The sequence below is a fragment of the Bacteroidota bacterium genome, from assembly GCA_034723125.1.
Lineage (GTDB): Bacteria > Bacteroidota > Bacteroidia > CAILMK01 > JAAYUY01 > JAYEOP01.
In genome coordinates this window covers 1-3,954 of sequence record JAYEOP010000151.1, presented here as the reverse complement: position 1 = coordinate 3,954, position 3,954 = coordinate 1, and the positions used below count along the sequence as shown (strand labels likewise).

The following is a 3,954-nucleotide window of genomic DNA, read 5'->3' as shown; positions in this document are numbered from 1 at the left end:
TTATATGTATATTTGCAAAAATGATTTATGTTTGTTTCTTAAAAGAAATGTATTTATAGAACCGTCCATAACAGATAAATTTTATTAACGATTTTGAAAACTTCAATAATTTTCCCAGATGAACAGTTTAGTGAGTTTGTAAATAAATTGCAAGAAATAGAATATTCATCTCTTTTTATTTTGGTGGATAAAAATACTTCTAAATATTGTTTGCCAAAATTACTAAAGCATATACCACATATTAATAAAAAAAATATTTTTTGTTTGCCAAATGGTGAAAATCATAAGAATATCAACACATGTCAGGCAATCTGGGAACAGATGCTTACAAATGCTTTGGATAGGAAATCACTACTTATAAATCTTGGTGGCGGTGTAGTATCTGATATAGGTGCTTTTGTTGCTTCAACTTTTAAGCGTGGAATTCGTTTTGTAAATATTCCCACAACATTATTAGCAATGGTTGATGCAGCTATTGGAGGTAAAACAGGCGTAAATTTAAAAAAATCTAAAAACCAAATCGGAAGCTTTGCCAAGCCTGAGTTAGTTGTAATATTTCCTGATTTTTTAAAAACTTTAGGTAATAGGGAATTTAATTCAGGCTTTGCTGAAATTGTAAAATATGCTCTTGTTGCAGATAAAAAATTATGGAACAAACTTTTAAATGAGAATATTTCCAATAAAAACAAAATTGCTACAGAAACAATAAAAAGATGCATAGCCATTAAAACATCCATTGTAAAAAAAGATCCTTATGAAATAAATATTCGTAAAAAACTGAACTTCGGGCATACAATTGGTCATGCTATTGAATCTTGTTTTATGACAACTGAGAAAAAAAATATTTTACATGGAGAAGCAGTTGGGTTAGGATTAATAATAGAATGTATTATTTCAGATAAAATATTTGGATTAAAAGAACTTGAGAAGATAAAAGTCTTTTTAAAGCAATATTATTCATCGAAAGATTTAAAAGAACTAGACATTGATATTTTACTTAATACTATGACTTTTGACAAAAAGAATGTTAATGGAAAAATCAATTTTACATTGCTTAAGGAAATTGGAAATTCAACAATAGACAACTATGTAAACACTAATTTAATAAAAGAAAGTATTTTAGAAATAACAAGAGAATGACAAATATTACTTTTAATGAAAATACTAAAATATTAAAAGGTAATATTTTATTGCCTGGTTCAAAAAGCATTAGTAATCGTGCTTTAATTATTAATGCCTTTAAAATTATTAAAATTGAAAACGTATCTAATTCTGCTGATACTGTACTTTTAAGTAATATATTAAGTGAAAACAAAAAATATGTGAATGTTGAAAATGCAGGAACACTAATGCGTTTTCTTACTGCTTATTTTTCTGTTACAAAAGGAGAATGGGAAATTACGGGAATTGATAGGATAAAGCAAAGACCTGTTAAAGAATTGGTTGAGGCTTTAAAGGAAATGGGTGCAAATATTAGTTATCTTAAAAAGGATGGATTTTTACCTTTAAAAATTATTGGAAAACAACTTGACGGAGGACATATAAAAGTAAATTCTGGAGTTAGTAGCCAGTTTATAAGTGCTTTAATGTTGATTGCTCCTCAATTAAAGAATGGCTTATCAATTGAACTTTTAGGCAATACTGTTTCTTTAAAATATATTGAAATGACTGCTTCAATTCTTGAGTATTTTGGTGTAAACATAGTTTTTCAAAACAATAAAATAAAAATTAACAATCAAAATATTTTAAGCAGAAGTTTGTCTATTGAATCAGATTGGTCATCAGCAGCATATTTTTACGGATTTGTAGCACTCAGTAATTCTGCACAAATAAAACTTAAAAATTTTCAGGAAAACAGTTGGCAAGGTGATAGTATAATTTCAAAGCTGATGTATCCTCTTGGTGTGAAAACAGATTTTGATAAAAATAGTATTATTTTAACAAAAAAAGAAATTGACAAGACAAGTGTTGAATTTGAGTTGACTTCCAATCCCGATTTAATACCCACAATTGCAGTTGTTTGCAGTTGCTTAAAAATACCATTTAAAATAAAAGGAACAAAATCACTGCGAATAAAAGAATCAGACAGAGTTGCAGTACTTGCAAGCGAATTAAAAAAAATAGGTGCTGAACTTTCTGTTTCTAAGAATGAAATTTTTTGTAAAAGTTTTAAGGATATTGAGCAAAAACCAATAAAAATAAAGACCTTTAATGATCATAGGATTGCAATGAGTTTTGCAATAGTAGCTTATAAATATAAAAATTTGATTATTGATGATATTGACGTTGTTAAAAAATCATATCCTGAATTTTGGAATGACCTAAAAAAGATTGGAATTAATAAAAATTGATATTATGGCTGGAAATTCTTTTGGAACAATATTTAAAATTACCACATTTGGCGAATCCCACGGACCTTCAATAGGAGTAGTAATTGATGGCTGTCCTGCGGGTTTAAATTTCGATAAAGATTTTATTAACAATGAATTAGAGAAAAGAAGACCAGGGCAATCAGAAATAAGCACTTCTAGAAAAGAGGAGGATAAAGTTGAGGTTTTGTCAGGAGTTTTTGAGAATAAAACCACAGGAACTCCAATTGCTTTATTAATTAAAAATAAGGATCAACGCTCAGAGGATTATGAATATTTGAAAGATAAATACAGATTTTCTCATGCTGATTTTACTTATGACAAAAAATACGGTTTTAGAGATTACAGAGGTGGAGGAAGAGCTTCTGCACGAGAAACAGTAGTTAGGGTCGCAGCGGGTGCAATTGCCAAACTAATTTTAAAAGAAAATAATATTTCAATAAATGCTTTTGTTAGTAAAATTGGAAATGTTGAAATTAAAAAAAATATTGAAGAATTAGATTTTTCAAAAACATACTTAAATGAAGTAAAATGTCCTGATAAAACAACTGCTATAAAAATGCTTTCATTAATAAAAGAGGTGAAAAGCAAAGGAGATAGCATAGGTGGAATTGTAAGTTGTGTTATTAATAATTGTCCATCAGGATTAGGAGAACCAGTATTTGACAAGCTTGAAGCCGATTTGGCAAAAGCTATGATGAGCATAAACGCATCTAAAGCTTTTGAAATAGGAAGTGGATTTAATTCTGCAACTATGAATGGCTCTGACCATAATGATGACTTTTTATTAGAAAAGTCAAAAGGAAAAACAACAATTAATAATGCAGGGGGTATTTTAGGTGGAATATCAACAGGGCATACAATTAATATGAATATAGCATTTAAACCCACTCCTACAATTAGTAAAAACATGAAATTAGTTGATATAAAAGGGAAAGAAATTAAAGTGGCTAATTTTGAAGGAAGACATGACAGCTGTATCGTTCCAAGAGCTGTTGCTGTAGTTGAAGCAATGGCTGCCTTAGTAATTGTAGATCATTTATTAAGAAATCGTTCAGCAAAATTGTGATTTGTTTTTATCACCAACACCTTTTGATTTTGCAATTTTAACAATGCTTTTCTTTCATTTTTTTTATCTTTGCAAATAAAAAGAGACTTATTAAATGGCAAAAAACATACACAAAGATTACCATGAATCGCATTGGAGAAGTATAGTAAAAGCAATTACATGGAGAGTTATTGCATCAGTTACTACTTTTACTATTACTTATTTTGTATATTTACATATTGCAAAAGCAGAAATTCCTGCGGAGATTATTGATAAAGCATTACGTGAAGAAATTCGTCAACAGGCAAAAAATGATGCTTTAAAATCTGCCATGAATATTGCGGTATCAGTTATGATTATCGAATTATTCTCAAAACTTTTTCTTTATTATTTACACGAAAGAATATGGCAATCGGTAAATGCAGGATGGATAAAAAAATACAATCGCACACGAAGAATTAATAAAATCCGCAAAAAAAGACTTCAGGAAAATAATTAGAAATGGTTTTATGTTGATTTGTTTGAGTGAAAAAAAAA

At 28.7% G+C, this 3,954-nt stretch carries 4 protein-coding genes; all 4 read left to right on the top strand.

Translation table 11 applies throughout. The features are described 5' to 3' along the window. Window positions 1-93 precede the first annotated feature (93 nt). The 4 genes from aroB to U9R42_04425 all read left to right on the top strand — a co-directional run bounded on the left by aroB (window position 94) and on the right by U9R42_04425 (window position 3,916). A complete protein-coding gene (aroB, locus tag U9R42_04440; GenBank protein ID MEA3495264.1) occupies window positions 94-1,140 on the top strand; it encodes a 3-dehydroquinate synthase in 1,047 nt (348 codons plus the stop codon). Next, entirely contained in the window at window positions 1,137-2,351 is a 1,215-nt protein-coding gene (gene aroA, locus U9R42_04435; protein ID MEA3495263.1) for a 3-phosphoshikimate 1-carboxyvinyltransferase, read from the top strand. The genes aroB and aroA overlap by 4 nt, the downstream gene beginning before the upstream one ends. Window positions 2,352-2,355: 4 nt before the next feature. Continuing rightward, window positions 2,356-3,438, top strand: a complete 1,083-nt coding sequence (aroC, locus tag U9R42_04430) for a chorismate synthase (GenBank protein ID MEA3495262.1) — start codon at window positions 2,356-2,358, stop codon at window positions 3,436-3,438. 94 nt (window positions 3,439-3,532) lie between these two features. After that, complete coding sequence (locus U9R42_04425; protein ID MEA3495261.1) at window positions 3,533-3,916, top strand: DUF2061 domain-containing protein; 384 nt, start codon at window positions 3,533-3,535, stop codon at window positions 3,914-3,916. Window positions 3,917-3,954 lie beyond the last annotated feature (38 nt).